The 2,635-nt window shown below is 68.1% G+C and carries 3 protein-coding genes and 1 pseudogene; 2 read left to right on the forward strand and 2 right to left on the reverse strand.

Features of this window, described 5'->3' with window-relative positions; genetic code table 11:
* The coding region (locus tag VN779_RS12150) for a sensor histidine kinase (RefSeq protein ID WP_325722598.1) at positions 1 to 974 on the reverse strand (974 nt) is incomplete at its 3' end.
* The gene (locus VN779_RS12155; protein WP_325722599.1) at positions 971 to 1,324 is read right to left on the reverse strand and encodes an STAS domain-containing protein; all 354 of its coding nucleotides are present in this window, start codon (positions 1,322 to 1,324) and stop codon (positions 971 to 973) included. The genes VN779_RS12150 and VN779_RS12155, both read right to left, overlap by 4 nt.
* A 277-nt stretch (positions 1,325 to 1,601) precedes the next feature.
* Here VN779_RS12155 and VN779_RS12160 point away from each other — a divergent pair, with 277 nt between their 5' ends.
* Together VN779_RS12160 and VN779_RS12165 are read left to right on the forward strand one after the other, a co-directional pair.
* Positions 1,602 to 2,039 (forward strand): hypothetical protein, encoded by a 438-nt coding sequence (locus tag VN779_RS12160; protein ID WP_325722600.1) that lies wholly within the window; start codon positions 1,602 to 1,604, stop codon positions 2,037 to 2,039.
* 4 nt (positions 2,040 to 2,043) lie between these two features.
* Positions 2,044 to 2,635 (forward strand): annotated as a pseudogene (locus tag VN779_RS12165) (DNA ligase); the annotation flags it as partial.

A 2,635-nucleotide genomic window follows, 5' to 3' on the forward strand; every position in this document is an offset into this window, starting at 1 on the left:
TCCACGTGAACGCGCACCGTGGTTCCGGTCTGCGGAGTGGACCGGATCTGAACCAGGTCGCACAGCAGGTTGGCGATCCACAGTCCGGCGCCGCCGCCGCTCTCCGGATTCGGCTTGCGCCGGCCGACCAACGGATCCGTGATCAGGCCGCGGTCATGTACCTCGCAGACCAGCTCGGCGCCGTCGCGCCACATGCACAGCGTGCCGGAACCACCGCCGTGCTTGATGCTGTTGCAGGCCAGCTCGTTCGCGACCAGGACCAGGTCGTCCACGCGCGGCGGGGCGACGTGCTGAGCAGTGGCGCAGCTGGCTACGGCCTGGCGGATACGCGGCAGGTCGGCCAGCCCGAAGTCGATGCGATAGAGGGGTTCGGCGGGCTCGGGAGGAAGGGCGGCAGAGAACATGGCTGATCGCGTGAACTCCGGATGGGGATAGTTGTCACTGCGATATTCGCGATCCTCTTGCATCAAGCCCGGATGGGTTTGATGCGCCCGCACGATGACGTCGGAGTCGAGCATCGAGGTGTCGTAGGGACACAGCAGCCACCATGGCGGTCCCTCGTCGAACGCTGTGTTCAACAACGCCTCGTGCTGCTGGCACTCGATCAGCGCTTCCGGGCTGCGGCTCGGCCAGATCGGCTCGCCGATGCCGCGAAAGCCCCGGCCGGCGCCGCGGTGCTGGACGACCCACTCCTGCCAGGCCGGAATGATCCTGGCCGGATTGCGGCCGACCGCCTCCATGTCGATGAAGTTCACCAGTCGTGCGTCCGTGCCGAGTTCATCGCGCAGCAGGCTCGCCCGCGGCTCGATGACGGCCACCATGATCGCTTCTTCGGCGGCGAGGGCGTCACGCACGAACTCGGCGGTGCGCTCGACGAACTGCTCATGCCCGCAGTACAACATCGCGTCGTGCCGGAACCGGGTGAGCCGCGGCGCGGCGCCGGACTGCATCTGGGGCAGCTGGTCGGTGCTCATGTGCTGAACTCCACGTTCGGGGCGGCGACGTGCAGGTCGAGCAGCGACCAGGCGCGACGCAGCATCTCGTTGGCGCCGTTCACGACGACCGGCGAGCCAAGGGCGAGTGCGGCCAAAGCGATCACTCGCAGTCCCGAGACGTCGATGAAACTAAGTTCCCCGCAGTCTAGAACCAGTCCGCAGCGGCTCACGCTCGCGGTGAGCATGGCGGCCCGCAGCGCGCTGTCGGCGCTCAGATCCGCCTCTCCGGCCAAGTGCCAGCGGTTCTCTCCGGAGGTCCACACCCGGAAGCCGCAGACTTCGTCGCAGGCTTCGGATTCCACGGAGCCCGGTGGGCTTACGGGCGGCATGGCCTGACCTTCTCCTTTCGCCGGCCGGCACCTCGGCTTTCGGGCGACCGGCTACCCGGATAACGCCACTCCATGCGACGGCGAACCCGGATGAATCAAGGACGTGCCTGACTAGAACATCATTGCGATGGCCGCGCTCGGCGGTGATCACGCGAAGAAAATCAAGACACTTGTGCCAGCGAGTGGAAAAATGGACGCACCGGGTACTCCCCCGGAGACTCACCCGAACCGTCACGGCCGGCAACAGGCCCGGAAGGTCCGGCGAAGGGAGCGGATCATGGGCCATGGCGCGGACCTCGGCACCGAGCTGGCCGCCGACCGCAAGCTGATCGAGCTGGTGGCGGGCCAGTGCGCGGCCGAGCGCGATCCGGCCCGGCAGCGGGCGCTGGTCAAGCAGTTGACCGCGGCGGTCGAGGAGCACGTCACGCTGACCTCGAGGTGCCTGTCCGGAGCGCTGCGCGAATACGTTCCAGGCGGCCGAGAGCTGTCCAAGCAGGGCGAACGGGTGCGTGACCAGGTCAGCTGGACGCTCGGCCGAGTCGCGGAGGAGAACGGGTACGGCGAGGCCGGCCCGGAGTTGGTCAACGCGCTCGCGGCGCAGGCGCGCGGATTGCTCGAGGTGGAACAGAGCCGGCTGCTACCCGCGCTCGAGCAGGCGGTGACCTGGCACGTGCTGGAGGACCTCGGCGACAAGGTCCGGGCCGGGCGGCATTGACGCCATGGCGAACGAGACCACCTGGGCCGGCCTGCGCGCGATCGCACCGATGCTGGCCACGCCTGGCCAGTTGCCCTCAGCGGCGCAGGACGAGCTATTCGGTTATGAAGTGAAGTGGGATGGGGTGCGCGCGGTCGGTTATCTCGGCAAGGACCGGTTCCAACTGATCTCCCGCAATGATCGCGATATCACCGGCGCTTACCCCGAGTTGACGCCGGAGCGCAGTCGGCGGCGCGGGCTCGTCGTGGACGGCGAGATCGTCGCCTTCGACGCGAACGGCCGTCCCTCTTTCGCCGCTCTCCAGCAACGGATGCACGTGCGCGACGAGGCGCGGATCGCACGGCTGAGCGAACGCACGCCGGTGGTGTACATCGTGTTCGACGTGCTGCGCGTCGGTGCGCGTTCGCTGATCGACGAGGCTTACCGCGAGCGGCGGGAGACCCTCGGCTCGCTGGATCTCGCGGCCGTGCCGAGTTGGCGGGTGCCGGATTACCAGTCGGGCGAGGGTGCCGGGCTGTATGCCGCGACACGCGAACAAGGGCTCGAAGGAGTGATCGCCAAGCGGCTGGAGTCGACGTACCAGCCCGGCCGGCGCA

The sequence above is a fragment of the Actinocrinis sp. genome (genome assembly GCF_035605935.1).
GTDB lineage: Bacteria > Actinomycetota > Actinomycetes > Streptomycetales > Catenulisporaceae > Actinocrinis.

What these genes read in the sequence shown, in the direction of transcription:
- VN779_RS12160 (WP_325722600.1), top strand. Translation starts at nt 1,602, where the DNA reads ATGGGCCATGGCGCGGACCTCGGCACCGAGCTGGCCGCCGACCGCAAG.
- VN779_RS12155 (WP_325722599.1), bottom strand. Translation starts at nt 1,324, where the DNA reads ATGCCGCCCGTAAGCCCACCGGGCTCCGTGGAATCCGAAGCCTGCGAC.